Below are 25,944 nucleotides of genomic sequence, written 5' to 3'. Positions count from 1 at the left end.
GCACCCGGTTCCGGGCCCGCCGGATCCGCTGCGCGTCCAGCTCCGACGGCACCCGGTCCAGCACCGCGATCTCCAGACCAAGCAGGTCCAACTCCGCCTCGATCAGCGGCGCCTCCTGCTCGATCGTGTCCAGCTCCGCGTCCGACGGCTCCAGATCGGCCGGCAGACGGGTAACACCCACGTGACGTGCAACGATGGGATTCATCGTGTCTTGCTCCTCTCACCAGGAACGGGACCGAACAGCGCCCCCGGTGTTCCAGCACCGGGGGCGCACCTCGTTGTGAAGCAGGTGGAACACCGGCTCCCCTCAACCCCGCCCGTACGAGCACCCGCAAGCGGGACCCGCACGGGCGGAGGAGGCAACCGGCCGCTGCGTGAGCCGCGGAGTTGAACTCTTGTGGTGTCTCCTTCGGGAGCGCGCTCCCGTTTCAGGCAGAGACGTGACCTTTCGGTCTGTGCCCTCCGGTTGACAAGGGGTCCGGGACCCTCGGCCCGCGACATCCCGGGCCTCTTGTGGAGCACTCGGGCAGGCAAGGAAGCCCCCCAAGGGCGGCTCCTGTCCTAGGACTGGCTGCCGCTGGAATGAACCATGGCAGCTTGTCCTAGGACTGTCAATGTCCTAGGACTGTGCGAAACTGGCCATGTCGAGAGGAGTGCCCGGTGGCACCGAAGTGGCGAGAGCTGGCAGACAAGCTGGCCGAGCAGATCAGGAACGGCGACTACACCCCCGGCCAGCTGCTGCCCCAGATTCGCGACCTGGTTGAGGCTGGCGAAGGCTCAAAGGCCACCGTTCACGCCGCGTACAAGGCGCTGGAAGCTGAAGGGCTCGTCACGTCTTCGCGGGGCGTCGGGACGATGGTCCGGGCGCAGAAGCCCCTGAAGCGCATCGGGATCAGCCGCTACGACAAGGCGAAGTGGCGAGACGGCGACGAAGTCGCGTTCATTGCAGACCGAGTCGCTTCGGGACGCTCGTACCAACGCGGCGAGCAGACGCAGTCCGTGAGTCGGATCGAGGCGCCCGCCCTGGTCGCCGAGGCTCACGGCCTGCCCGAGGGGGCGCCGGTGTACGCACGGGCCCGCCTGGTCAAGGAGGGCGAGCAGCCGACGCACACCCTGACCAGCTACTACCGCCCGGAGCACGTCGAGGGCACGCGGATCGTGGACCCGACACCCGGTCCTGCCGGCCGCGGCGGCGGCTTCCGCGTCCTCTACGACGCCGGCTACGAGATCGACCACATGAAGGAACGGATCTTCGCCCGCGTTCCCACGGCCGACGAGGTGAAGCTCCTCAAGCTTCCGGCTGGCGAACCCGTGGTGGAGCTGCACCGGACGACGTACACCGCGGACGGAACGGTCGTCGAGTTCGCCATCGGCGTCCACGCCGCATCACGCTTCGCCTGGGAGTATGAGTTCAAGGTCCCGGACTCGGCTGAAGGCGGCGATCAGAAGTGATCTCTGAGCAGGCGTGGGCGGACGCGGAAGCCCTCTGGGACTTCCACCAGATGCACCACGAACCGCGGCCCTGCTCAGTGCTCGTGGGCCTCGGCAGCCACGACCTTGGCGTCGCCGACGCCACCGTCGACCTGTACCGCCGCGGGATGGCGCCCCTGATCGTCTTCACGGGCGCCACCAGCCCGACTACCCGCAGCCGCATGCCGCGCGGTGAAGCTGTCCATTACCGCGAAAGGGCCCTGGAACTGGGGGTCCCACCGCAGCACGTGCTTGTGGAGCCCCACGCACGCAACACGGGCGAGAACATCAGGCTCAGCCGCGACCTGCTCAAAGAGGCCGGAACACACGTCGATTCGGTCTTGCTGGTCAGCAAGCCGTACGAGGAGCGCCGCGCGTACGCCACCGCCCTCAAGCTGTGGCCCGAGGTTGGCGTGGTGAGCGCTTCATCGCCGATGACACTCCCCGAATACGTGGAGTCGATCGGCGATCCAAACCTGGTCATCGACATGCTTGTCGGTGCTCTCCAACGCCTGCTGCTCTACCCCGCTCAGGGATTCATGGCTGAACTGCCCATCCCAGAAGCGGTTCAGGTCGCATTCCAGCGGCTCTGCCAGCAGGGCTTCACGAGCAGACTTGTCCAGCCGCCGGCACCATAACCCGACGATCACATTCTCCCTACTTCATCAAGGCACCCGCCGCGCACAGCGCGGCGAGCGTGCCCGTCGCTCGGGCCTGCGCTCCTGTCTCCGCCGCGCCCCACCCCGACCGCCGGCCGCGCGCCAGAAGGCACAGGTTCGAGGTGGGAGACCTGCCGCACGCTGCGTCCGACTGGCCCACGACACCTGCATCGGATTACGGGGCCAGCGGTTGATCAGAACGCCACCCAGCGAAGCAACCGTCACGAGAACGGACTCCCCGAAGATCGCCGTGGAACAGTACTGCTGCCTCTGGCCTGCGCGCCGGCGGATTGGCCAAGTAGACGTTGATGTGATCCCAAGTTTGAAGGTCTTCAGGCAAAGCCTCATACCAGGCCAGCCCTCGGATGTTGCAACCCCTGCACAGCAGTCCCCGCACACACTGCCCACACGACGAACCCCGTCGACAGCAGTTGTGATCATGATCGATATGCCACCATGACGGACCTTCCCACGAAAGATCGCCGCCGTTCCGGCCGCACAGCGGGCAGGTGTCATCTTGAGCTCTCAGAATCGCGTTTACACGTGCGAGCGTGAGGTTGTGTCGCCTCGCTTGGCGGATCGCGTTGCGGCACTGTGGGCATTTCTTGCCCTTGGAACCTGCCTCGATACGCCACAGGATGTCGCTGCATACCGTGCACCGCTCACCTAATGATTCGGCATAGGCGAAGAGTTCTTCGTCGGTTTCCCAATCCACGGCTGCAGAGTAGACGCCAGCACTGACACCCCCGCTCGTCGTCACACTCGCTCCCCCAGAAGGTGGCCGATCCGGGCGATGTTGATGAGCACCGCGTCCAGGTTACCGTCGTCCAATGCCTCCAACTCGGTGATCCGGAGTCCCCTGGAGGCGGCGCCTTGTTTGTGGACCAGCATGTGCAGGCGGATGACTGATGAGCCCGTGACCTGCTGAAACAGGCGAACCGCACGGGGCCGCCTCCGGAGCCGTGTGCCCGGGTGTGCTTCTGTCCGCGTGCTCTGCGCCTGCTCGGCTGATGCCGGGGCTGGGAGCATGCCTGCGTTCGGTCAGTCGTGCTGGCGGACGGAGGGGGCAAGGTGACGCAGTCGAAGTGTGGCGCTCCGACGCAGAGTGGGGGCCGTTGCCAGAACAAGGCGATCATCGGGAGCTCGCGGTGCGCCAGGCACCAGGGGCCGTGGTCGGCGTACGGAGTGGCGCAACGGAAGAAGAAGGAAGCCGAGGCGAAGATGCGGAAGCTTCGGAAGAAGCGGTGACCGGCGGTCCCGGCCGTGCGCTGGGCCAGCTCAGCCGTCAAGGGGATTGAGTTCCGGCGGATGGCGGCGCGGGCGATCGTGTGCCGGACCTAGCTTCTCGTAGGAGAGTTGGGTAAAAGGGCAGGCGGGCTTGCGCCTCGGTCGTCAAGTTTCGGTTTGCGGGGCGGTCGGCTTTCGCCGAGCGCCCCGCTTCATTGGCTCGCTGGGGAACCACCCGGAGCGGCCTCGTTTGGTCTGTCATGGACTTGCGTGGATCGTTGAGGGCTTGAGCTGCTGCACTGTCGGCGGCGGGGAGACCGCTGCCTCAAGACTTGCCGACGCCTGAACGAAGAGGCCCTAAGATCTCCGCGCAAAAACTCGCTGGAGGGTTTCTGAGTTAATTGAATGCTCCGCATACCCGAGCCATTGGGCCCTCGCTTTCGGGTAGTCTTTTGCCGGGATGCGGTATATCCATGTCTCGGAAAGTGTGACGAATTCTCTCTCCATCCCCAGGGCGAGGAGCAGGTCTGAGAGTGCGAAAACATCGCTTGTGTCCCGAGTTCCACAAGCTTGAAGCATCCTGACCGTGAGCGTCGTGTCCCCATCGCTGGCCAGTTTCAGCAGGCGCTCCAACACGAGAGGGTGCGGAGCCAGGTAAGCCCAGGTTCTCATCGCGTGGCGCAGGACGCCGTACGGGGGGCCGCCTACCTTCCATCTGTCATAGAGGAAGTCAAGTTCCTCCGGGCTCTTGTATGCGGCCAAGAGTCCGCCCATCGCACGGTGCGAGTAGCCTCGTGTGAGGAGCGCCTCAGTGATGATTGCGCAGAACTCTGCTGACCGGAATCTAAGTGAGTCCCTGACCAAGGTCTCTGCTTCTTGGATTCTCCGCGCTTCCCGCAGGAGATCCCAAAGCTCGGGAAGGTCGGTGGCGGAGAGGTGGGCTGCAGACAGCGAAAGAGTGCGAGCAGCGTCGTACTGCCGACCGTCGCGCTCGCTCGCGGTGATCTCGTCTAGCACTTCCCGCGGCGTGAGGTTGAACGCCTGCTCTCCGATTTCTTCAAGATGCTTAGCAAGCGCTCTCTCGGCTTCAAGTAGACGCTCTTCGAGCTGGCAGCAACGCTCCTCTGCTGACGCCTTAAGGTCAGAAACTTGAGACAGTTGATCCTTAAGCGCTTGGATTTCGTCGTGTAGTTTTTGCCGCTCGCTCTTCAGCCGGTCGTTGTGCGTGACTAAATCAGCCCTCTCGGAAATGTTTTGCTGCTGTTCCGAGACCCAAAGCCCGCGAAGGGCGACCATCTCTCGCTGGGTGTTCTCGGCTTCGGCTTCTCTCTGGTCAAGAAGCAGCTCAAGTGCTTCCTGCTGCCGTTCCAGGATTCGAATAGCCCTATGAGACCGATCGAGTTCTTCGCGGAGATTTTCCAGTTGAAAGGAAGCCGGGTCCGTTTCCCTCAGTGCAGCCAAGCGGAGAGTTTTGATGCGAGCTCTTGCTTCCCCTGTAATGATCATTCGGCGGTGGCGTTCGACTTCACCGAGTAGTCGGTCGATGAAATCCTGAGAAGCCACTCGCCTCCCGTTCAGAAATCTCGAAACGGTGCTTTTATCCAGCATCACCCGCGCTGCGTACTGCTGCTGAGGTATCTGCAACGCGTTGAACAGCGTCGTCAACTCGGTTGCCAGGGCCGCAACCTCCGGGATCGCGCTGATCTCAAGCTCACTCCTGCGCGGCGCCTGCCTGGCAAGTTCCGACATGACGACCAGCCTTCCCACGACCTCGGGTGGTGCACGGCAGGTAGCAAGCGTGGCTGCCTGCCGCAACTGCCGCTCCCGGCACAGATGTTGTCCGGTAAGTGCGATCAAGTTTGCAATGAAGGAGGGGCTGCGCGTGTGGAAATCTGGGTTCAGGTGGTCGAGGCGGCGAGGCTGGTGCAGAGGATCTTGCTTTTCACCCTTGGGCTCGCCCCTAGCTGGTGATCAGTGCCGCTGCCGTGCCGGTCGTGTCGCTGTTGCCCTTCATGGGCGCATCAGGCGGGCTGCGAGCTGAGCGGATCCTCGGCCGGTTGATCGGGTGCAAGCGGGTGCTGGGGCGCAGGTCGCGGGTGCTCCGCTGGCGAACCGCTCGGGCATGGAGGAGTTCGCCGTGGACGACCTGCGGACGGAAGGTACGTCTTGGGGATGCCGGGCTGAGCTTTCCGCAGGTCACACGGGCCGTGCGGCAGATTGATCTAGAGGACTGTAAATCCGTCGGCTTAGCCTACCCAGGTTCGAATCCTGGCGCCGCCACGCGAAGTGAGACCCCCGTTCATCTGCGGAAACGCAGGTGGGCGGGGGTCTTCTCGTTGTGCCGGGAGGGGTGGTCGCCCGGTCGGGGGGCGGGGCGCACCGGGGGGCCGGGTGGGTCGTTGGGGTGGGCATGATGCGAACCGTCCGGACTCGTGCGCTGCTCGCCGGCGGGGCGGTGATGGCCGCGGTGGCGGCCGCCGCGCCCGCCTCCTACGCCTCGCTCCAGGACCGGCCCGCCGAGCGCGGGACGGCCTACGTGGAGACGCGGCTGTTCTTCGGCACCGCGAAGCCCGACGGCGGGCCCGCGGTCACGGACCGGCAGTTCATGGGGTTCGTGGACCGCGAGGTCACGCCGGGGTTCCCCGAGGGGCTGACCGTCCAGCAGGGGCGCGGCCAGTGGCGCGACCGGAACGGGGTCATCGAGCGCGAGCGGTCGTACGTCCTCGTGCTGCTCTACCCGCAGGAGCAGGCCGCCGCCCGGGACGCGCTCATCGAGGAGATCCGCACCGACTACCGGACGGCGTACGGGCAGGAGGCCGTCGGCCGCGCCGACGACGCCCTGACCGTCGACTTCTGAGACGTGCGGCGCCGGGGCCTCCGGCTTCCGAACGGCAACCGGCAACCGGCAACCGGCGGTCGGCGGTCGGCAACCGGCGGTCGGCGCGCGGCCGGCCGGTCCCGCCCTCAGTTCCCCGCGACGTCCTTCACCGCCACGCCCGCCGGCGTCGGGCCGGAGACGAGCTCCAGGGTGAGCCCCGACGTCGCGGGGGTGTCGGCCAACTCGGCCAGGACCAGGGCCACATCGTCGCGGGGCACCGCGCCCCGGCCCGTCGACGCCTCCAGCCGGACCAGGCCGGTGCCGGCCTCGTCCGTCAGCGAACCCGGGCGCAGGACCGTCCACTCCAGGCCGAGCCGGGTCTTCAGGTGCTCGTCGGCCTCGCCCTTGGCGCGCAGGTACGCGTCGAACACGTCGGCGCCCGCCCGGTTCGGGTCCGCGCCCATCGAAGAGACCATCAGGAACCTCCGGACACCCGCCCGTTCGGCCGCGTCCGCGAACAGCACCGCCGCCCCGCGGTCCACGGTGTCCTTCCGGGCCGCCCCGCTGCCGGGACCCGCGCCGGCCGCGAACACCGCCACGTCCGCGCCCCGCAGGATGCCCGCGACGTGCTCCACCGAGGCCGTCTCCAGGTCGCACAGGACCGGCTCGGCCCCCGCCTCCCGCAGGTCGCCGCCCTGCGCCGGATCACGGACGATGCCCGCGACCTCGTACCCGCGCGCGGCGAGCAACCGCTCCAGCCGCAGCGCGATCCGACCGTGTCCACCAGCAATGACGATGCGCATGCCCCGACCGTACGTCGCACCCGCCTCCGCCGCCCGCAAACGCTCAGGGACCGGGCTCCATCCGGCCCTGTCGGGGGAGGTCCAGGGCGACGGCCACCGCCGAGTCGCAGTACTCCCGCACCGCGCTCGTCCGCGCCACCACCCGCCCGCGGTGGATCACGATCCGGCTGTACGCGAGGGACAGCACGCCCGCGATCCGGTCCCCGCGCACCGCGAGCAGCTCGGCCGGGAAACCCGCCTCCACCCGCACCTCCGGCAGCCCCAGCACCTCACGCGCCGCCCCGCTGACCGCCCCGTACGCCTCCGCCGGCCGCAGCCCGCCCTGCGAGGCCAGCAGGTACGCGGCCTCCAGCGGGTCCCCGCGGCCGACCGGGTTTCCCGCGTCGCGCAGCGCGCCGCTGCCCGCCGCCACCCGGACGCCCGCGGAGCGCAGCAGCCGGACGGGCGCCGTCCGCAGGCCCCGCCGCTCCAGTGCCGCGCAGTCGCCCTGCGGCAGACAGGTCACGGCCACTCCGGCGGCCGCCAGCTGCTCCGCCGCCCGGACCGCGATGTCCAGCGGCAGCCGGGACAGCCCGCCGCACGGCCCGATCGTCACCCCCGGCCGCACCCCGCGGGCCAGTGCAGCCAGCCGGGCCAGCCGGACCGGGTCGTCGCCGTCGGTGTGCAGGTCCACCGGGCAGCCGTGCTCCGCCGCCAGCTCCAGCACCGCCTCCGCGTGCCCGGTCGGGTCCGGGTCGAGGTCCGGCAGCCCGCCGACCACCGCCGCCCCCATCCGCAGCGCGTCCCGGAGCATCGCCCGGCCGTCCGCGCCCGCCGCCCCGGTCAGAAGCCGCGGCACCGCGACCGCCGTCAGGTCGGCCAGCCCGCGCAGCGAGCGCCGGGCCTGCAGCACGGCCGCCAGCGGCCGCAGCCCGTCCGCCCCGCCGATGCGCACGTGCGAACGGACCGTCGTCGCGCCGTGCCCCAGCTGGAGCAGGGCGGCTTCGGTGGCCCGCCGCTGCACCTCCTCGGCGGCGTACGAGACCGGGCCGTCGGCGTCGGCCGTCAGCGCGGTGTCCCCGTGCGCGTGGGGCTCGGCCGGGGCCGGCAGCAGCAGGTAGCCGGCGAGGTCCACCCGGGAGGCGGTCGGGCCGGGCAGGCTGCCCGCCGTGCCGACGGCCTCGATCCGGCCGCCGCTCAGCCGCACGTCCACCGTGCGGCCGTCGGTCAGCCGGGCCCCGGTCAGCAGCAGGGAGGTGACCGGTTCGGCGGGGGCGCCGGAGCCCGGGCCCTCACCGCCGCTGCGCGGCGAGTGGGGCGGCTGCTGCGGCTGGCTGTCGGGCATCGTGCTCCTGCGGGGGCTCGGGCGCTCCTGACGGGGAGGTGGCACGCGCGCAGGGCGGGCCGTCCGACGTCCAAGATCACGCGGCGTGCCCCGAGCGTAGGGCGCCCCCTGCCCCCCGGCCGGGAAGGGCGCAATAGTCGTACCGGCGTGCCCCGGCGGCGCCGGTCACAGGCGCCGCCGCCCGCGCCGCCGCCCGCGTCGTCACCTGCGCCCCACCGGCCCCTCGGCCGCCCCCGAGCCCCTTCAGGACGCCCCTCGGACGGCCTCCGGACGGGCTCCGGACGGCCTCCCGACAATGGATTTGGGCGATCGGCGGGCAACCGTGTAATGTCTTCATCGCTCGCCCCAATAGCTCAGTCGGTAGAGCGTCTCCATGGTAAGGAGAAGGTCTGCGGTTCGATTCCGCATTGGGGCTCTGGTGTGAACCGCTCCCCACTCGCAAGGGTGGGGAGCAGGTCACATCAAAGCGGTGTAGCTCAGTCGGTAGAGCAAGCGGCTCATAATCGCTGTGTCACCGGTTCAAGTCCGGTCACCGCTACTCAAAGTAGCAACAACAAGTAGCCGATTGTGGGGTCGGTCTCCCAATCGGCTACTCTTTTATGCGTTCATCCGTCCGTCCATCCGTCAAGGAGCACTCACGTGGCTGCCACCGACGTCCGCCCGAAGATCACGCTGGCCTGCGTGGAGTGCAAGGAGCGGAACTACATCACCAAGAAGAACCGGCGTAACAACCCGGACCGCATGGAGATGAAGAAGCACTGCCCGCGCTGCAACTCGCACACCGCGCACCGCGAGACCCGCTGATTTCAGCGCGTCTTCGGACACAGGCTTGATCACGAGGCCGTCCCCACTTCCGGGGGCGGCCTCGTGGCATTCCGGGCACTCCCGGTTCCCGGTCACGCGGGACCGGGAGTGATCAATGTGATCAGTACGACCATGAGGAGTGAGCCATGGCGCTCGACCAGTCGTTCGTGGGGCGGGCCTATCCGCCCACCGAGCCCTACGAGGTCGGCCGGGAGAAGATCCGGGAATTCGCGGAAGCGGTCGGAGACGCCAATCCCGCGTACACCGATCCGGAAGCCGCCAAGGACCTCGGCCACCCCGATGTGATCGCCCCGCCGACCTTCGTGTTCGCCATCACGTTCAAGGCGGCCGGTGCGGTCATCGCCGACCCGCAGCTCGGCCTGGACTACAGCCGGGTCGTGCACGGCGACCAGAAGTTCGCCTACACCCGCCCGGTGCGGGCCGGCGACCGCCTCTCGGTCACCTCCACCATCGAGGCGATCAAGTCGATGGCGGGCAACGACATCCTGGACATCCGCGGCGAGGTCCACGACGCGACCGGCGAGCACGTCGTGACCGCCTGGACGAAGCTCGTCGCGCGCGCGGCGGAGGAGGGCTGACATGGCTGCCAAGGTCTCGTACGAGGAGGTCGAGGTCGGCACCGAGCTGCCCGCCGCGAGCTTCCCGGTCACCCGCGCCACCCTCGTCCAGTACGCGGGCGCCTCGGGCGACTTCAACCCCATCCACTGGAACGACAAGTTCGCCAAGGAGGTGGGCCTGCCGGACGTGATCGCGCACGGCATGTTCACCATGGCCGAGGCGATCCGCGTCGTCACCGACTGGGCCGGCGACCCGGCCGCGGTCGTCGAGTACGGCGTCCGCTTCACCAAGCCGGTCGTGGTCCCCAACGACGACGAGGGCGCCCTCATCGAGGTCAGCGCCAAGGTCGCCGCCAAGCTGGACGACAACCGGGTCCGCGTCGACCTGACCGCCACCAGCGCGGGCCAGAAGGTCCTCGGGATGTCCCGCGCCGTCGTGCAGCTCGCGTAGCAGGGCGTACGGCGTACCGCGCGCGTCGGTGACACCCGGCAGCGCGCGGCCACGGCACCGGCGAACGGCCGCGGTCCCCACCGGACCGCGGCCGTCGTCGTACCTCCGGGCCACCCCGCCCCGGTCCACCCCGGCCTCCCGCCCCGCCGGACCGCCCTTGACGGAGTTAGTGATTGAGCACTAACTTCGAAGCATGACAAGGATGAGCGCGGACGAGCGGCGCGAGAGCGTCATCCGGGCGGCCCTGCACGAGTTCGCCCGGGGCGGCTACCACGGCACCTCCACCGAGGCGATCGCCAGGCGGGTGGGCGTCTCGCAGCCGTACCTCTTCCGGCTCTTCCCCAACAAGCAGGCCATCTTCCTCGCCGCCGCGACCCGGTGCATGGCGCGGACCCGCGAGGTCTTCGCCGACGCCGTCGAGGGCCTGGAGGGGGAGGCGGCCCAGGACGCGATGGCGAACGCGTACACCCAGCTGATCGCCGACGACCCCGACATCCTCCAGATGCAGCTCCAGACGTACGTGGCCGTGGCCGCGGCCGAGGCCGCCGGCGAGCACGAGTTCGGCGAGATGGTCCGCACCGGCTGGCTGGAGCTGTGGGACACCGTGCACGTCCCGCTGGGGGCGGACGAGAAGGAAACCGCGCAGTTCATGGCGTTCGGGATGCTGATCAACACGCTCGCCGCCATGGGGTTCAAGCCGGACCACGCGATCTGGGAGGGCCTGTTCCCCGCCGCCCGGGCGAAGGGCCGGCTGGAGAAGTAGGACGCCGCGCGCACCGGACCCGGTGCGCGCGTTTTTCCGGCCAGGAAAGTTAGTCAGCAATAACTAACCAAGGGACGGTCATGGAACAGCAGCCCACGAACCTGCGCGGCCGTGCCGCCTGGGCCCTCGTCATCACCGGCGCCGCCAGCTTCATGGCCGCCCTCGACAACCTCGTCGTCACCACCGCCCTGCCCGCCATCCGCGAGGACCTCGGCGGCGGCCTGGAAGACCTCGAATGGACGGTGAACGCCTACACCCTCACCTTCGCCGTCCTCCTCATGCTCGGCGCCGCCCTCGGCGACCGCTTCGGCCGCCGCCGGCTCTTCCTCGCCGGCCTCACCGTCTTCACGGGCGCCTCCGCGGCCGCCGCCCTCTCGCCCGGCATCAACGAACTGATCGCCGCCCGCGCCGTCCAGGGCGCCGGCGCCGCCGTGATGATGCCGCTCACCCTCACCCTGCTCACCGCCGCCGTCCCCGTCGCCCGCCGCGGCATGGCCCTCGGCATCTACGGCGCCGTCACCGGCATCGCCATCGCCAGCGGCCCGCTCATCGGCGGCAGCCTCACCGAGCACATCTCCTGGCAGTGGATCTTCTGGCTGAACGTGCCCATCGGCCTGGCCCTGATCCCGCTCGCCCGGCTGCGCCTGGCCGAATCCACCGCGCCCGACGCCCGCCTCGACGTCCTCGGCACCGTCCTCATCAGCGTCGGCCTCTTCGGCATCGTCTACGGCCTGGTCAACGCCAACATGGAGGGCTGGGGCAGCCTCCCCGTCCTCACCGGCCTGATCGGCGGCTCCCTCTTCACCGCCCTCTTCATCCGGCACGGCATCCGCGGCCACCGCCCGCTCCTGCCGATGAAGCTGTTCCGCAACCCCGGCTTCTTCGGCATCAACATCGCCAGCCTGCTGATGTTCCTCGGCATGTTCGGCTCGATCTTCCTGCTCGCCCAGTTCCTCCAGGGCGTCGCCGGCTTCTCGCCCACCGAGGCCGGCGTCCGGATGCTGCCGTGGACCGCCATGCCCATGATCGTCGCCCCGATCGCCGGGTTCCTCTCCGACCGCATCGGCGGCCGCCCGGTCGTCGTCGCGGGCCTCGCCCTCCAGGCCGCCGGCCTCGCCTGGTTCGCCGCCACCCTCGACCCCGGCGTCGCCTACACCAGGCTGCTGCCCGCCCTCGTCCTCGGCGGCATCGGCATGGCCCTCTTCATCGCGCCCGCCGCCAACGTCCTCATGTCCACCGTGGGCCCCGCCGACAGCGGCATCGCCTCCGGCGCCAACAACGCCCTCCGCGAGGTCGGCGGCGCCCTCGGCGTGGCCGTCCTCTGCTCCGTCTTCTCCCACAGCGGCGGCTACGAGACCCCGCAGGCCTTCACCGACGGCACCGTCCCCGCCCTGTGGATCGGCGCCGCCGCCGTCGCCCTCGCCGCCCTCGCCGGCCTCTTCATCCCCGGCCGCACCCGCACTCCGCAGACCCCCGGCGCCGACGGCACCGCCCCCGGGACGGCCGCCCAGGCCCCGGCCCGGGTGTGAGCAACCGCGCACCACGAACCCCGCCGCGGTCCGTGGCCCCGCCGGGCAGGCCGGGCCGCGGACCGTACTCTTGTCCACGTGCAGGAACTCCACGACGCCCCCCTCGCCCCGCTGACCACCTTCCGGCTCGGCGGCCCGGCCACCCGGCTGGTCACCGCGACCACCGACGCCGAGGTCGTCGCCGCCGTCCGCGCAGCCGACGAGAGCGGCACCCCGCTCCTCGTCATCGGCGGCGGCAGCAACCTGGTCATCGGCGACCGCGGCTTCGACGGCACCGCCCTGCGCATCGCCACCACCGGCTTCCGCCTCGACGGCACCCGCCTGGAACTCGCCGCCGGCGAGAACTGGTCCGACGCCGTCGCCCGCACCGTCGAAGCCGGCCTCGCCGGCATCGAATGCCTCGCCGGGATCCCCGGCTCCGCCGGCGCCACCCCGATCCAGAACGTCGGCGCGTACGGCCAGGAAGTCTGCGACACCATCACCGAGGTCGTCGCCTACGACCGCACCGCGCGCGAGACCGTCACCCTCTCCGCCGCCGAGTGCGCCTTCTCGTACCGCGACAGCCTCTTCAAGCACCGGCCCGACCGGTACGTCGTCCTGCGCGTCCGGTTCGCCCTGGAGGACGCCGGCGGTCTGTCCGCGCCCCTCAAGTACCCCGAGACCGCCCGCGCCCTCGGCGTGGCAGCCGGTGACCGGGTGCCCGCCGCACAGGCCCGCGAAACCGTGCTGCGGCTGCGCGCGGGCAAGGGCATGGTCCTCGACGCGGCCGACCACGACACCTGGTCCGCCGGCTCCTTCTTCCACAACCCGGTCCTCGGCGACGAGGCGTACGCCGCCTTCCTCGCCCGCGTCCAGGACCGCCTCGGCGCCGACGTCACCCCGCCCGCCTACCCCGCCGGGGAAGGCCGTACGAAGACCTCCGCGGCCTGGCTCATCGACCGCGCCGGCTTCACCAAGGGCTACGGCACCGGCCCCGCCCGCATCTCCACCAAGCACACCCTCGCCCTCACCAACCGCGGCGGGGCCACCACCGAGGACCTCCTCGTCCTCGCCCGCGAGGTCGTCGCGGGAGTCCACGCGGCCTTCGGCGTCACCCTGGTCAACGAACCGGTGACCGTCGGCGTCAGCCTCTGACGCCGCCCGACCGCCCAGACCCGAGACCACCCCGACCCCCCGAGGCACCGGAGGACCGCGGCCGGCCATGCGCTGCCCCCTGCACGGGTCCGGAACGGACCCCACGCGACTGGTGGGACGCACGATCGAACGGATCGTCGCGTCCTGGCACGTCTACGAAGGCGAACGCTCCGAGGTCCCCCTCGACGTCTGGCTGATCGACGGCCTCGGCGAGGCCACCCGGATCACCACCGGCTCCGACTGGTGCCTGATCGTCGAGGCCTCCGCCCCGCACGAGTCCTACGAATCCCACGACATGGGCGCCTGGGGCCGCATCGAGATCGGCGAGGACCTCGGCGACCACCCCTTCCTGCGCCACCTCGGGGAGACCGTCGCCTCCGTGGCCGAGTTCGCCCTCCCCGACCACGGCCGCACCCACCTGGAGATCGGCTTCCCCGGCGGCGAGGTCCGCGCCGACTGCCACGAGGGCGACCTGCGCCTCACCCGGATCGCCGGCCCGGCCGCCGGCCCACCCGCCGGCCGGACCCCGTCAGCCCGCGAGCCAGTCGTCGATGCCCGCGAGGAGCTTCGCACGGACGCCCTCGGGAGCCGCTGAACCGCGCACCGACTGCCGGGCCAGCTCCGCCAGCTCCGCATCCGTGAACCCGTGGTGCCGGCGGGCGATCTCGTACTGCGCCGCCAGCCGCGACCCGAACAGCAGCGGGTCGTCGGCGCCCAGCGCCATCGGCACCCCCGCGTCGAACAGCGTCCGCAGCGGCACGTCCTCCGGCTTCTCGTAGACGCCCAGCGCCACGTTCGAGGCCGGGCAGACCTCGCAGGTCACCCCGCGCTCGGCCAGCCGGCGCAGCAGCCGCGGGTCCTCCGCCGCCCGCACCCCGTGCCCGATCCGCGACGCGTGCAGGTCGTCCAGGCAGTCCCGGACCGAGGACGGGCCGGTCAGCTCCCCGCCGTGCGGGGCCGCCAGCAGACCGCCCTCCCGGGCGATCGCGAACGCCCGGTCGAAGTCCCGGGCCATGCCCCGCCGCTCGTCGTTCGACAGTCCGAAGCCCACGATGCCGCGGTCCGCATACCGCACGGCCAGCCGCGCCAGCGTCCGGGCGTCCAGCGGATGCTTCATCCGGTTCGCGGCGACCAGCACCCGGATCCCGAGCCCGGTGTCCCGCGCCGCGCCCTCCACGGCGTCCAGGATCACCTCGATCGCCGGGATCAGCCCGCCCAGCAGCGGGGCGTACGACGTCGGGTCGACCTGGATCTCCAGCCAGCCGCCGCCGTCCCGGACGTCCTCCTCGGCCGCCTCCCGGACCAGCCGGACGATGTCCTCGGGCTGCCGCAGACAGGACCGGGCCGCGTCGTACAGGCGCTGGAAGCGGAACCAGCCCCGCTCGTCCGTCGCCCGCAGCTTCGGCGGCTCGCCCGCCGTCAGCGCATCGGGCAGCCGTACGCCGTACTTGTCGGCGAGCTCCAGCAGCGTGGCGGGCCGCATGGACCCGGTGAAGTGCAGGTGCAGATGGGCCTTCGGCAGAAGCGTGAGATCGCGTACTTGCTCCATCTGGTGATCCTGCCGCACGAACGGGTGGTTTGGGAGGACGTTTTCCCGATCGTGGAGCGTCCGAACGCAGAAGCGGGCGGCGCCTCGGCACGAGGCACCGCCCGCTTCCGCGACGCGGGGGACCGCAGGCTCAGGCCTTGGCCTCCGCCAGCAGGTTCTGGATCCGGGTCACGCCCTCGACCAGGTCGTCGTCACCGAGCGCGTACGAGAGGCGCAGGTAGCCCGGGGTGCCGAAGGCCTCGCCCGGGACGACCGCGACCTCGGCCTCGTCGAGGATCAGCGCGGCCAGCTCCATGGAGGTCTGCGGACGCTTCCCGCGGATCTCCTTGCCCAGCAGCTCCTTCACCGACGGGTACGCGTAGAACGCGCCCTCCGGGGTCGGGCAGAAGACGCCGTCGATCTCGTTCAGCATCTTCACCATGGTCTGGCGGCGGCGGTCGAACGCCTTGCGCATCTCCGCCACGGCCGCAAGGTCGCCCGAGACGGCGGCGATGGCGGCCACCTGGGCCACGTTGGAGACGTTCGACGTGGCGTGCGACTGCAGGTTCGTCGCGGCCTTGATCACGTCCTTCGGGCCGATGACCCACCCGACCCGCCAGCCCGTCATCGCGTACGTCTTGGCGACACCGTTGACCACGATGCACTTGTCGGCCAGCTCGGGCACCAGCACCGGCAGCGAGGTGAACGTCGCGTCGCCGTAGACCAGGTGCTCGTAGATCTCGTCCGTCAGCACCCACAGGCCGTGCTCGGCGGCCCAGGCGCCGATCGCGCGCGCGTCGTCCTCGCTGTAGACCGCACCCGTCGGGTTCGACGGGGAGACGAACAGGACGACCTTGGTGCGCTCGGTGCGCGCGGCCTCCAACTGCTCCACGGACACCCGGTAGCCGGTGGTCTCGTCGGCGACGACCTCGACCGGCACACCGCCGGCCAGCCGGATGGACTCCGGGTACGTCGTCCAGTACGGGGCCGGGACGATGACCTCGTCACCCGGGTCGAGGATGGCCGCGAAGGCCTCGTAGATCGCCTGCTTGCCGCCGTTGGTCACCAGCACCTGGGCCGGGTCGACCTGCAGGCCCGAGTCGCGCAGCGTCTTCTCGGCGATGGCCTTCTTCAGCTCGGGCAGGCCGCCCGCCGGGGTGTACCGGTGGAACTTCGGGGTGCGGCAGGCCTCGACCGCCGCCTCGACGATGTAGTCCGGCGTCGGGAAGTCGGGCTCGCCGGCGGCGAAGCCGATCACCGGGCGGCCGGCGGCCTTGAGCGCCTTGGCCTTGGCGTCGATGGCGAGGGTCGCGGACTCGGAAATGGCGCCGATGCGGGCGGACACCCGGCGCTCGGTGGGAGGCGTAGCAGAGGTCATGCGGCCCATCGTCCCAGACGGAAAACGGGGGCGGCACACCGTTTCAGGGACCGGACGCAGGAGGTCCGGATCCATGCTGTTCGACGTCGGGACCAAGAGCACGTACACTCACCTGTCGTTGGCCTTCACCAACCGCTCAGAACGCGGGCACTCCGTGCACTCGCTCCGATGCGGTAGGTTGGGGGACGCAACAAAGGGTCGTAGCTCAATTGGTAGAGCACTGGTCTCCAAAACCAGCGGTTGGGGGTTCGAGTCCCTCCGGCCCTGCTCCACACTCCTTCGCCGGATGTGTGCGCAGGTACGTACTTCGATGCACCGCCGTGCGGCTCAACCGGGCGCGGCACGGCCATGACCCGGATTCAGGTGAGAGACGTGACGGACGCCCTGGGCTCCATCGACATGCCTGACGCCGAGGACGACTCCCGCGAGAAGAAGGCCCGCAAGGGCGGCAAGCGCGGTAAGAAGGGCCCTCTCGGCCGCCTCGCGCTGTTCTACCGCCAGATCGTTGCGGAACTCCGCAAGGTCGTTTGGCCCACTCGCAACCAGCTGACGACGTACACCACCGTGGTGATTGTCTTCGTCGTCATCATGATCGGTCTGGTTACCGTGATTGACTATGGGTTCCAGGAAGCCATCAAGTACGTCTTCGGCTGATCCCCGCGGAGGGCGGCGCCTTGATGAGGCGACCGCCCGTTTTCGCATGTTCCACCCCTCTTTGTATCCAGGAAGAAGCAGCCACCGTGTCTGACCCGAACCTGAACGCGAGCCACGACTCCGTCGAGTCCGTCGAGGACGAGCTCGACATCGTCGAGGCGGCGGACGCTGTGGACCCGGACGAGGCTGAGATCGCCGACGCCGAGGCCGGCGAGCAGGCCGAGGAGGCCGCGCTGCACGTCGAGGACGAGTCCGACGAGGACGCCGACCTGGACGAGGACGCCTTCGAGGCCGACGCGGACGCCGAGGACGCCGAGGACGCGGACGAGGCCCCCGAGGCCGAGGCCGCCCCGGCGGAGCCCGCCGAGCCGGTCGACCCGGTCCAGGCGCTCCGCGACGAGCTGCGCCTGCTCCCCGGCGAGTGGTACGTCATCCACACCTACGCGGGCTACGAGAAGCGCGTGAAGGCGAACCTGGAGCAGCGTGCGGTCTCGCTGAACGTCGAGGAGTTCATCTACCAGGCCGAAGTGCCTGAGGAAGAGATCGTCCAGATCAAGAACGGCGAGCGCAAGAACGTCCGCCAGAACAAGCTTCCCGGCTACGTCCTGGTCCGCATGGACCTCACCAACGAGTCCTGGGGCGTCGTCCGCAACACGCCGGGCGTCACCGGCTTCGTGGGCAACGCGTACGACCCGTACCCGCTGACCCTGGACGAGATCGTCAAGATGCTCGCGCCGGAGGCCAAGGAGAAGGCCGACAAGGCCGCCGCCGAGGCCGCGGGCTTGCCCGCGCCGGCCGTGAAGCGCACCATCGAGGTCCTCGACTTCGAGGTCGGCGACTCGGTCACCGTCACCGACGGCCCCTTCGCCACCCTCCAGGCGACCATCAACGAGATCAACCCCGACTCGAAGAAGGTCAAGGGCCTCGTCGAGATCTTCGGTCGCGAGACCCCGGTCGAGCTCAGCTTCGACCAGATCCAGAAGAACTGATCCGGAACCACTGATCCAGATCTTCTGAAGCGAAGCTTCCGGACAGGTCAGACCAGCCCCTCGCGGGCGGTCTGACCTGCTCGGTTTTAAGCCCCGCACCGATACCCGTTATCGTGGTGCGGTATGCCTCCATCCGGATGACCGGGTGGCGGCTGGAAAACTCTCACTAGGACCCGGAGAGAGCAATGCCTCCCAAGAAGAAGAAGGTCACGGGGCTTATCAAGCTCCAGATCAACGCCGGTGCGGCCAACCCGGCCCCGCCGGTCGGCCCCGCGCTGGGTCAGCACGGCGTCAACATCATGGAGTTCTGCAAGGCCTACAACGCCGCGACCGAGTCGCAGCGTGGCATGGTCGTGCCGGTGGAGATCACGGTCTACGAGGACCGTTCCTTCACCTTCATCACCAAGACCCCGCCGGCCGCGCGCCTGATCCTCAAGGCCGCCGGTGTGGAGAAGGGCTCCGGCGAGCCGCACAAGACCAAGGTCGCGAAGCTCACCAACGAGCAGGTCCGCGAGATCGCCTCGGTCAAGCTGCCCGACCTGAACGCCAACGACCTCGACGCCGCGTCGAAGATCATCGCCGGCACCGCCCGTTCCATGGGCATCACGGTCGAGGGCTGATCAGCACCTCGTAGTCCCCAGTGGTAGGGCCCGCGCTGGCCCGCACCACGACTCCACACCTGAAGCAAAAACACAGGAGCAGAAGTGAAGCGCAGCAAGACCCTCCGCGCTGCGGACGCCAAGGTCGACCGGGAGAAGCTGTACGCCCCGCTCGAGGCCGTCCGTCTCGCCAAGGAGACCTCCGCGACCAAGTTCGACGCGACCGTCGAGGTTGCCTTCCGCCTGGGTGTCGACCCGCGCAAGGCCGACCAGATGGTCCGTGGCACCGTGAACCTCCCGCACGGCACCGGTAAGACCGCCCGGGTCCTGGTCTTCGCGACCGGTGACCGTGCTGCGGCCGCGGAAGCCGCCGGCGCCGACATCGTCGGCTCGGACGAACTGATCGACGAGGTCGCCAAGGGCCGTCTCGACTTCGACTCGGTCGTCGCCACCCCGGACCTCATGGGCAAGGTCGGCCGCCTCGGCCGCGTGCTCGGTCCGCGTGGTCTGATGCCGAACCCGAAGACCGGCACCGTCACCATGGACGTGGCCAAGGCCGTCACGGACATCAAGGGCGGCAAGATCGAGTTCCGCGTCGACAAGCACTCGAACCTGCACTTCATCATCGGCAAGGTCTCCTTCTCCGATGACAAGCTGGTCGAGAACTACGGTGCGGCCCTGGAGGAGATCCTCCGTCTGAAGCCGTCCGCCGCGAAGGGCCGCTACATCAAGAAGGCCGCCCTGACCACCACCATGGGCCCCGGCATCCAGCTGGACCCGAACCGCACCCGGAACCTCCTCGTCGAAGAGGACCCGGCTGCAGTCTGAGCGGTCTGAGCCTGACGGCTCACAGGCTTGGCTTGAACCGGGCCCCGCACCTCTCCGGAGGTGCGGGGTCCGGTTTTTTGAGTTCCCGCACATGTGTACGCGCCGGTAATGTCGGGTTTCCGACTGCCGACCACATGGGGGGAACCATGCGCACGTACCGGAAGAAGACCGCCGCGGCCCTGCTGGCCGCCGTCCTGCTCGCGGGCGGGGCCACGGCCTGCGAGGACGGCAGGAAGGCCGACAAGGGGGACGCGAAGGCCTCCGAGGCGGCACCGCCGGCCAAGGCGCCCGCCATGGCGCCGGCCGCGTACCTGGAGAAGGTCGAGCGCAGCTCGGAGGAGATCACCTCGCTGCGCTACACCATGTCGGGCGGCGCGGGCGGGCAGAAGGTGTCCGGCGAGGTGTCCATGCGCCTCAAGCCGGACGTGGCGATGTCCATGGTGATGGCCAACCCGCAGAAGGCCGGCGAGAAGATCGACATACGCCTGGTCGGAGGCGTGATGTACATGGGCGCCCAGGACAAGTGGCTCAAGTTCGACCTCAAGGCGGCCGGCCCCGAGTCGGCCGCGCAGCTGGACGCCCTGGGGGACGCCGGGCAGAGCGGGGAGAACCCCGGCGACCGCGCCGGCGCACTGAAGGCCTCCAAGGACCTCAAGGTCGTCGGCGAGGAGACCGTCGACGGCCAGAAGACCACCCACCTGTCCGGCACGGTGACCCTGGACCAGATGAAGGCGTCGCTCGCGGGGAGCTCGCCCGAGGCCAAGGCCCGCAAGGAGAAGCAGATCAAGCGGCTGGAGCAGCAGGGCGTGACCAGCCTGCTCATGGACATGTGGATCGACGGCAGCGACCACACCAAGCAGATGCGCATCCGGGGCAGGGCGACGCAGGGCCCGATGGACATGACCATCAAGTTCCTGGACTACAACAAGCCGGTGCAGGTCAACGCGCCCACCGGGGAGGTCGTGGACCTCGGCGAGGCCATGAAGGACAAGGGCGCCGGGTCCGGCACCCAGGGCTGAGCCCGCGCGGCCCGGGCCGGGCGATTTGCCTCGGCTCGGGCCCTTCACGTACTCTCTTCGAGAAGCCAAAGACCGCTGGTTGTTGCCGTGCCCCTCACCGGGTCCGGCGGCCGAAGGATCCGTTGAATGCGGACGACCCGCGCAGGTGATCGTGGAAAGTTCCCAGACGTTCGCGTCTGGTCGAGCTCAGCCCCGTGCGCCTGCGCCGGGGCGTTTTGTTTTGTTCAGCCCCTTCCGAGCGGTCCTCATCACCCGGAAGGAGGCCGACGCTCTATGGCAAGGCCCGACAAGGCTGCATCGGTAGCCGAGCTCAAGGACGCGTTCCAGAGCTCGAACGCCGCCGTGCTGACCGAGTACCGGGGTCTCACCGTGGCGCAGCTCAAGACGCTGCGTCGTTCGCTCGGTGAGAACGCCCAGTACGCCGTGGTGAAGAACACGCTGACCAAGATTGCGGCCAACGAGGCCGGGATCACCGCACTGGACGAGCACTTCGCTGGTCCGACCGCGGTCGCCTTCGTCACCGGTGACCCGGTGGAGTCGGCGAAGGCTCTGCGTGACTTCGCCAAGGAGAACCCGAACCTCATCATCAAGGCCGGTGTCCTTGACGGTAAGGCTCTCTCCGCCGACGACATCAAGAAGCTTGCGGACCTCGAGTCCCGCGAGGTTCTGCTCTCCAAGCTGGCCGGTGCCTTCAAGGGCAAGCAGTCCCAGACTGCCTCGCTCTTCCAGGCGCTGCCGTCGAAGCTCGTCCGCACCGTGGACGCCCTTCGCGCCAAGCAGGACGAGCAGGGCGGTGCCGAGTAACTCGGCTCGCGCATTGATCCGCGCCGCCTAGTGCGCGGGTCGTAGCGGGCCGTAAGTACGCCCGCCTTTCGATACATACGGCACCTGCCGGAATTAGTGGAAGGATCGCCCATCATGGCGAAGCTGTCTCAGGAAGACCTGCTCGCGCAGTTCGAGGAGATGACCCTCATCGAGCTCTCCGAGTTCGTGAAGGCGTTCGAGGAGAAGTTCGACGTCACCGCCGCTGCGGCGACCGTCGCCGTTGCCGCCCCGGCCGGTGGCGCGGGCGACGCGGGTGCGGTCGAGGAGAAGGACGAGTTCGACGTCATCCTCACCGGCGCCGGCGACAAGAAGATCCAGGTCATCAAGGTCGTGCGTGAGCTGACCTCCCTGGGTCTGAAGGAGGCCAAGGACCTCGTCGACGGCACCCCGAAGCCGGTCCTCGAGAAGGTCAACAAGGAGGCCGCTGACAAGGCCGCCGAGTCCCTCAAGGCTGCCGGCGCGGCTGTCGAGGTCAAGTAACACCTCCGGGGTCTCCTGCAGGCCCCTGCGAAGGGCGACCACCCGTTCGGGTGGTCGCCCTTCGGCGTATCCGCGATGCCTGATTTGCCGTGTCCTCGTTGGGGAGTATGGTGATCTTCGTTGCCCTGGCGGCCCCCCGATCGGGCCCGGTGATGATCCGCACGGGGCAGGGGGCCTTGACGAACGGCACGCGGCGCGCAATTCTCAGGACGCGTCGTCACGTCGATCCGGATTCGAGGCATGGATCGACTACGAAGAGGGCAGTACTGATACGCGCTCTGTGTGCGAGGGCGGCAGTGGTGAACAACAAGGGGAAGGCCTGTTGCCGGACTCCGGAAACCTGGTCTGGACATCAGTGAGCCAAGTGGCTACACTGACCCTTTGCGCTGCCTGTTAGCTGCCCCCTGCCCGTCGCCAGGGGCATGCCCACGCTGAAGCACACACGAAGAAATGCCTCTGACCAGGGGTTTCCTCCATTGTGTCGGCTGGGACCGGTACGCGCGTAGTGAGTCCGAGCCCTCGGAAGGACCCCCTCTTGGCCGCCTCGCGCAACGCCTCGACCAATACGAACAACGGCGCCAGCACTGCCCCGCTGCGCATCTCCTTTGCAAAGATCAAGGAGCCCCTCGAGGTCCCGAACCTCCTGGCGCTGCAGACCGAGAGCTTCGACTGGCTGCTCGGCAATGCCGCCTGGAAGGCTCGCGTCGAGTCGGCTCTCGAGAGTGGACAGGACGTCCCCACCAAGTCCGGTCTGGAAGAGATCTTCGAGGAGATCTCCCCGATCGAGGACTTCTCCGGGTCGATGTCGCTGACGTTCCGCGACCACCGCTTCGAGCCCGCGAAGAACTCCGTCGACGAGTGCAAGGAGCGCGACTTCACGTACGCGGCCCCGCTCTTCGTCACGGCCGAGTTCACGAACAACGAGACCGGCGAGATCAAGTCCCAGACGGTCTTCATGGGCGACTTCCCGCTCATGACCAACAAGGGCACCTTCGTCATCAACGGCACCGAGCGTGTCGTCGTGTCCCAGCTGGTCCGTTCCCCGGGCGTCTACTTCGACTCCTCCATCGACAAGACGTCCGACAAGGACATCTTCTCCGCCAAGATCATCCCGTCCCGGGGTGCCTGGCTGGAGATGGAGGTCGACAAGCGCGACATGGTCGGTGTCCGCATCGACCGCAAGCGCAAGCAGTCCGTCACCGTCCTCCTGAAGGCGCTCGGCTGGACCACCGAGCAGATCCTCGAGGAGTTCGGCGAGTACGAGTCCATGCGCGCCACCCTGGAGAAGGACCACACCCAGGGCCAGGACGACGCGCTGCTCGACATCTACCGCAAGCTGCGCCCGGGCGAGCCGCCGACCCGTGAGGCCGCGCAGACGCTGCTCGAGAACCTGTACTTCAACCCGAAGCGCTACGACCTCGCGAAGGTCGGCCGCTACAAGGTCAACAAGAAGCTGGGTGCGGACGAGCCGCTCGACGCCGGTGTGCTCACCACCGACGACATCCTCGCGACGATCAAGTACCTCGTGAAGCTGCACGCCGGCGAGGTCGAGACGATCGGTGAGAACGGCAACGCGATCGTCGTCGAGACCGACGACATCGACCACTTCGGCAACCGTCGTCTGCGCAACGTCGGCGAGCTCATCCAGAACCAGGTCCGCACGGGTCTGGCTCGTATGGAGCGCGTCGTCCGCGAGCGCATGACCACGCAGGACGTCGAGGCGATCACGCCGCAGACCCTGATCAACATCCGGCCGGTCGTCGCCTCCATCAAGGAGTTCTTCGGCACCAGCCAGCTGTCGCAGTTCATGGACCAGAACAACCCGCTCTCCGGGCTGACCCACAAGCGCCGTCTCTCCGCGCTCGGCCCCGGCGGTCTGAGCCGTGAGCGGGCCGGCTTCGAGGTCCGTGACGTCCACCCGTCGCACTACGGCCGCATGTGCCCGATCGAGACCCCCGAAGGCCCGAACATCGGTCTGATCGGCTCGCTCGCCTCCTACGGCCGCGTCAACGCGTTCGGCTTCATCGAGACGCCGTACCGCAAGGTCGTCGACGGCCAGGTCACCGACGAGGTCGACTACGTCACCGCCGACGAGGAGGACCGCTTCGTCATCGCCCAGGCCAACGCGCGCCTGGACGACGAGCTGCGCTTCACCGAGGGCCGCGTCCTCGTCCGCAAGCGTGGCGGCGAGGTCGACTACGTCGAGCCGTCCGACGTGGACTACATGGACGTCTCGCCGCGCCAGATGGTGTCCGTCGCGACCGCGATGATCCCCTTCCTCGAGCACGACGACGCCAACCGTGCCCTCATGGGCGCGAACATGATGCGCCAGGCCGTTCCGCTCATCAAGGCGGAGGCCCCGCTCGTCGGCACCGGCATGGAGTACCGCTGTGCCGTCGACGCCGGCGACAGCATCAAGGCGGAGAAGGACGGTGTCGTCCAGGAGGTCTCGGCCGACTACGTCACCGTGGCCAACGACGACGGCACGTACACCACGTACCGGGTCGCCAAGTTCTCCCGCTCCAACCAGGGCACCTCGGTCAACCAGAAGGTCATCGTCAACGAGGGCGACCGCATCATCGCGGCCCAGGTCCTCGCCGACGGACCGGCGACCGAAGAGGGCGAGATGGCCCTCGGCAAGAACCTGCTCGTGGCGTTCATGCCGTGGGAGGGTCACAACTACGAGGACGCGATCATCCTGTCGCAGCGCCTCGTGCAGGACGACGTCCTCTCCTCGATCCACATCGAGGAGCACGAGGTCGACGCCCGTGACACCAAGCTCGGCCCGGAGGAGATCACCCGGGACATCCCGAACGTCTCCGAGGAGGTCCTCGCCGACCTCGACGAGCGCGGCATCATCCGCATCGGTGCGGACGTCGTCGCCGGCGACATCCTGGTCGGCAAGGTCACGCCCAAGGGCGAGACCGAGCTGACCCCGGAGGAGCGCCTGCTCCGCGCGATCTTCGGTGAGAAGGCCCGCGAGGTCCGTGACACCTCCCTGAAGGTGCCGCACGGCGAGATCGGCAAGGTCATCGGCGTCCGCGTCTTCGACCGCGAGGAGGGGGACGAGCTTCCCCCGGGCGTGAACCAGCTGGTCCGCGTCTACGTCGCCCAGAAGCGCAAGATCACCGACGGTGACAAGCTCGCCGGCCGCCACGGCAACAAGGGTGTCATCTCCAAGATCCTCCCGATCGAGGACATGCCCTTCCTCGAGGACGGCACCCCGGTCGACATCATCCTCAACCCGCTCGGTGTCCCGTCCCGAATGAACCCGGGACAGGTCCTGGAGATCCACCTCGGCTGGCTCGCCAGCCGCGGCTGGGACGTCTCCGGCCTCGCGGACGAGTGGGCCCAGCGTCTGCAGGCCATCGGCGCCGACCAGGTCGCCCCCGGCACCAACGTCGCCACCCCGGTGTTCGACGGCGCCCGTGAGGACGAGCTCGCCGGCCTCCTGCAGCACACGATCCCGAACCGCGACGGCGAGCGCATGGTGCTCCCGACCGGCAAGGCGCGCCTGTTCGACGGCCGCTCCGGCGAGCCGTTCCCGGACCCGATCTCGGTCGGGTACATGTACATCCTCAAGCTCCACCACCTGGTCGACGACAAGCTCCACGCCCGTTCGACCGGTCCGTACTCGATGATCACGCAGCAGCCGCTGGGTGGTAAGGCGCAGTTCGGTGGCCAGCGCTTCGGTGAGATGGAGGTGTGGGCGCTCGAGGCTTACGGCGCCGCGTACGCCCTCCAGGAGCTCCTGACCATCAAGTCCGACGACGTCACCGGCCGCGTGAAGGTCTACGAGGCCATCGTCAAGGGCGAGAACATCCCCGAGCCGGGCATTCCCGAGTCCTTCAAGGTGCTCATCAAGGAAATGCAGTCGCTCTGCCTCAACGTGGAGGTGCTGTCCTCGGACGGCATGTCCATCGAGATGCGCGACACCGACGAGGACGTCTTCCGCGCGGCGGAGGAGCTCGGTATCGACCTGTCCCGGCGCGAGCCGAGCAGCGTCGAAGAGGTCTGACGGGCCTGGCGGGGGCTCTCACGAGGAGCCCCCGCCACCCCCGGGACCGTTCAGACCACTGATCAA

The 25,944-nt window shown here is 68.9% G+C and carries 24 protein-coding genes, 3 tRNA genes and 1 pseudogene; 21 read left to right on the top strand and 7 right to left on the bottom strand.

The window, feature by feature from the left end:
* A partial coding sequence (locus LG634_RS14255) for a DUF6284 family protein (RefSeq protein ID WP_308072493.1) occupies positions 1-181 on the bottom strand: 181 nt, incomplete at its 3' end.
* A 479-nt stretch (positions 182-660) separates the two neighbouring features.
* Between LG634_RS14255 and LG634_RS14250 the strand changes: the two genes are divergently transcribed.
* Positions 661-1,452 carry a GntR family transcriptional regulator gene (locus tag LG634_RS14250; protein ID WP_226734139.1) on the top strand — a complete coding sequence of 264 codons (792 nt, stop codon included), beginning with the start codon at positions 661-663 and terminating at the stop codon, positions 1,450-1,452.
* Positions 1,449-2,108, top strand: coding sequence for a YdcF family protein (locus tag LG634_RS14245; RefSeq protein WP_226734138.1), 660 nt, complete (start codon positions 1,449-1,451; stop codon positions 2,106-2,108). The genes LG634_RS14250 and LG634_RS14245 overlap by 4 nt, the downstream gene beginning before the upstream one ends.
* Before the next feature lie 196 nt (positions 2,109-2,304).
* On the opposite strand, the gene LG634_RS38440 is transcribed toward LG634_RS14245, so the two are convergent.
* Both LG634_RS38440 and LG634_RS14235 read right to left on the bottom strand, forming a co-directional pair.
* Entirely contained in the window at positions 2,305-2,844 is a 540-nt protein-coding gene (locus LG634_RS38440) for an endonuclease domain-containing protein (protein WP_226734137.1), read from the bottom strand.
* Between the two features lie 869 nt (positions 2,845-3,713).
* Positions 3,714-5,105, bottom strand: coding sequence for a coiled-coil domain-containing protein (locus LG634_RS14235; protein WP_226734136.1), 1,392 nt, complete (start codon positions 5,103-5,105; stop codon positions 3,714-3,716).
* Positions 5,106-5,766: 661 nt separating this feature from the next.
* Here LG634_RS14235 and LG634_RS14230 point away from each other — a divergent pair.
* Complete coding sequence (locus LG634_RS14230) at positions 5,767-6,213, top strand: DUF3574 domain-containing protein (RefSeq protein ID WP_226734135.1); 447 nt, start codon at positions 5,767-5,769, stop codon at positions 6,211-6,213.
* Positions 6,214-6,320: 107 nt separating this feature from the next.
* On the opposite strand, the gene LG634_RS14225 is transcribed toward LG634_RS14230, so the two are convergent.
* Both LG634_RS14225 and LG634_RS14220 read right to left on the bottom strand, forming a co-directional pair.
* Complete coding sequence (locus tag LG634_RS14225; RefSeq protein ID WP_226734134.1) at positions 6,321-6,977, bottom strand: SDR family oxidoreductase; 657 nt, start codon at positions 6,975-6,977, stop codon at positions 6,321-6,323.
* Positions 6,978-7,020: 43 nt separating this feature from the next.
* Positions 7,021-8,301, bottom strand: coding sequence for an amidohydrolase family protein (locus tag LG634_RS14220; protein ID WP_226734133.1), 1,281 nt, complete (start codon positions 8,299-8,301; stop codon positions 7,021-7,023).
* A 342-nt stretch (positions 8,302-8,643) separates the two neighbouring features.
* Here LG634_RS14220 and LG634_RS14215 point away from each other — a divergent pair.
* The 9 genes and pseudogenes from LG634_RS14215 to LG634_RS14175 all read left to right on the top strand — a co-directional run bounded on the left by LG634_RS14215 (position 8,644) and on the right by LG634_RS14175 (position 14,155).
* Positions 8,644-8,716: transfer RNA gene (locus tag LG634_RS14215), tRNA-Thr, on the top strand.
* Positions 8,717-8,766: 50 nt separating this feature from the next.
* Positions 8,767-8,839, top strand: a tRNA-Met gene (locus tag LG634_RS14210).
* A gap of 101 nt (positions 8,840-8,940) precedes the next feature.
* Positions 8,941-9,105 (top strand): 50S ribosomal protein L33, encoded by a 165-nt coding sequence (gene rpmG, locus LG634_RS14205; RefSeq protein ID WP_007265873.1) that lies wholly within the window; start codon positions 8,941-8,943, stop codon positions 9,103-9,105.
* Positions 9,106-9,251: 146 nt separating this feature from the next.
* Positions 9,252-9,704 (top strand): MaoC family dehydratase N-terminal domain-containing protein, encoded by a 453-nt coding sequence (locus LG634_RS14200; RefSeq protein ID WP_226734132.1) that lies wholly within the window; start codon positions 9,252-9,254, stop codon positions 9,702-9,704.
* Position 9,705: 1 nt separating this feature from the next.
* Positions 9,706-10,134: a MaoC family dehydratase gene (locus tag LG634_RS14195; protein ID WP_226734131.1), complete on the top strand. Its 429-nt coding sequence runs from the start codon at positions 9,706-9,708 to the stop codon at positions 10,132-10,134.
* 193 nt (positions 10,135-10,327) lie between these two features.
* Positions 10,328-10,897 (top strand): TetR/AcrR family transcriptional regulator, encoded by a 570-nt coding sequence (locus LG634_RS14190; protein WP_226734130.1) that lies wholly within the window; start codon positions 10,328-10,330, stop codon positions 10,895-10,897.
* An 80-nt stretch (positions 10,898-10,977) separates the two neighbouring features.
* Positions 10,978-12,426 (top strand): MFS transporter, encoded by a 1,449-nt coding sequence (locus LG634_RS14185; RefSeq protein WP_226734129.1) that lies wholly within the window; start codon positions 10,978-10,980, stop codon positions 12,424-12,426.
* A 60-nt stretch (positions 12,427-12,486) separates the two neighbouring features.
* Positions 12,487-13,560, top strand: a pseudogene (locus LG634_RS14180) (UDP-N-acetylmuramate dehydrogenase); the annotation flags it as partial.
* Positions 13,561-13,672: 112 nt separating this feature from the next.
* Entirely contained in the window at positions 13,673-14,155 is a 483-nt protein-coding gene (locus LG634_RS14175) for a hypothetical protein (protein WP_226734127.1), read from the top strand.
* Here the strand turns inward: LG634_RS14175 and LG634_RS14170 are convergent.
* Together LG634_RS14170 and LG634_RS14165 are read right to left on the bottom strand one after the other, a co-directional pair.
* Entirely contained in the window at positions 14,090-15,109 is a 1,020-nt protein-coding gene (locus LG634_RS14170; RefSeq protein WP_226734126.1) for an adenosine deaminase, read from the bottom strand. The genes LG634_RS14175 and LG634_RS14170 overlap by 66 nt on opposite strands.
* Positions 15,110-15,239: 130 nt before the next feature.
* Positions 15,240-16,466: a pyridoxal phosphate-dependent aminotransferase gene (locus tag LG634_RS14165; RefSeq protein WP_226734125.1), complete on the bottom strand. Its 1,227-nt coding sequence runs from the start codon at positions 16,464-16,466 to the stop codon at positions 15,240-15,242.
* Between the two features lie 194 nt (positions 16,467-16,660).
* On the opposite strand from LG634_RS14165, the gene LG634_RS14160 reads away from it, so the two are divergent.
* From LG634_RS14160 to rpoB, 9 genes are all read left to right on the top strand, one after another.
* Positions 16,661-16,733 (top strand) — tRNA-Trp (locus LG634_RS14160).
* Positions 16,734-16,838: 105 nt separating this feature from the next.
* The gene (secE, locus tag LG634_RS14155; RefSeq protein ID WP_226734124.1) at positions 16,839-17,120 is read left to right on the top strand and encodes a preprotein translocase subunit SecE; all 282 of its coding nucleotides are present in this window, start codon (positions 16,839-16,841) and stop codon (positions 17,118-17,120) included.
* Positions 17,121-17,206: 86 nt separating this feature from the next.
* Positions 17,207-18,109: a transcription termination/antitermination protein NusG gene (gene nusG / locus LG634_RS14150; RefSeq protein ID WP_226734123.1), complete on the top strand. Its 903-nt coding sequence runs from the start codon at positions 17,207-17,209 to the stop codon at positions 18,107-18,109.
* A 185-nt stretch (positions 18,110-18,294) separates the two neighbouring features.
* A complete protein-coding gene (gene rplK, locus LG634_RS14145; RefSeq protein ID WP_226734122.1) occupies positions 18,295-18,729 on the top strand; it encodes a 50S ribosomal protein L11 in 435 nt (144 codons plus the stop codon).
* An 84-nt stretch (positions 18,730-18,813) separates the two neighbouring features.
* On the top strand, positions 18,814-19,536 hold the full coding sequence (rplA, locus tag LG634_RS14140) for a 50S ribosomal protein L1 (RefSeq protein WP_226734121.1): 723 nt from the start codon (positions 18,814-18,816) through the stop codon (positions 19,534-19,536).
* 146 nt (positions 19,537-19,682) lie between these two features.
* Positions 19,683-20,555, top strand: coding sequence for an SCO4651 family lipoprotein (locus LG634_RS14135; protein WP_226734120.1), 873 nt, complete (start codon positions 19,683-19,685; stop codon positions 20,553-20,555).
* 273 nt (positions 20,556-20,828) lie between these two features.
* A complete protein-coding gene (rplJ, locus tag LG634_RS14130; RefSeq protein ID WP_226734119.1) occupies positions 20,829-21,359 on the top strand; it encodes a 50S ribosomal protein L10 in 531 nt (176 codons plus the stop codon).
* A gap of 114 nt (positions 21,360-21,473) precedes the next feature.
* A complete protein-coding gene (gene rplL, locus LG634_RS14125; protein WP_226734118.1) occupies positions 21,474-21,860 on the top strand; it encodes a 50S ribosomal protein L7/L12 in 387 nt (128 codons plus the stop codon).
* Between the two features lie 535 nt (positions 21,861-22,395).
* Positions 22,396-25,878 (top strand): DNA-directed RNA polymerase subunit beta, encoded by a 3,483-nt coding sequence (gene rpoB / locus LG634_RS14120; RefSeq protein ID WP_226734117.1) that lies wholly within the window; start codon positions 22,396-22,398, stop codon positions 25,876-25,878.
* The last annotated feature ends 66 nt before the right edge of the window (positions 25,879-25,944 follow it).

The sequence above is a fragment of the Streptomyces bambusae genome, from assembly GCF_020532645.1.
Lineage (GTDB): Bacteria > Actinomycetota > Actinomycetes > Streptomycetales > Streptomycetaceae > Streptomyces > Streptomyces bambusae.
This window is presented reverse-complemented; position numbering and strand designations above follow the sequence as displayed.